The 774-nt window shown below is 52.6% G+C and carries 1 protein-coding gene; it reads left to right on the top strand.

The genetic code is table 11. From position 1 onward, the window contains the following. Positions 1-774: hypothetical protein (locus ACTQ3R_RS16560; RefSeq protein WP_441780238.1), on the top strand; the 774-nt coding region annotated here is incomplete at both ends.

Here is a 774-nt window from a genome sequence, read left to right as displayed (position 1 = left end):
ACTACCCAGAAGCGGTACGGTATTGGCTCCAGTACCGTCACGCTCATCATGAAACGATTTAAGGAGCTCGGCCTTACGCTCGAAGAACTAAGGGCTATGCCGCCGAAAGCCGTCGAGGTGGCGTTCTATCCACCTGAAAACCTGAAGCGCAGTGAGAAGCCCATGCCGGACTTTGCCAAGATCCACGCGCGTATGTCTGCCATGAAGCAGCCAAATCTGGCGTTTATCTGGCTGGAGTACAAGGAGGAACATCCTGACGGATACCAGCTCTCTCAGTTCTATGCGTTGTACCGCGCGTTCCTCACTGAGAACTTCGGACAGACATCCGTCACGATGCCAGTGGAACGCATCCCCGGCGAGCGTATGTATATTGACTGGGTAGGCGACCAGCCGGAGCTTCTCCTTGACCCAGCGACAGGCGAAGTGAAAAAGGTGCATGTCTTCGCTACGACACTCGGCTTCAGCAGCTGCGTGTATGCCGAAATCTTTTTGAACGAGAAACTTACCAGCTTTATTTCGGGCGTGGTACATGCGCTGTCCTTTTACGGGGCTGTGCCGAAGTACCTCGTTCCCGATAATCTGAAGAGTGCGATTTCAAAGCACTCTAAAGATGAGCTTGTCTTGAACTCCGTTTTCTCAGATTTGGAGGACTTCTACGATACCGTTGTCCTTCCTCCACCTCCACGCAAGCCCAAGGGCAAGCCAACGGTTGAAAACCATGTGCGCTATCTGGAGACCCATCTGATTGAGAAGCTGAAAGAAAACGCTCCCTAT

This window comes from Lawsonibacter sp. LCP25S3_E2, from assembly GCF_052117285.1.
Classification (GTDB): domain Bacteria; phylum Bacillota; class Clostridia; order Oscillospirales; family Oscillospiraceae; genus Lawsonibacter.
This window is presented reverse-complemented; position numbering and strand designations above follow the sequence as displayed.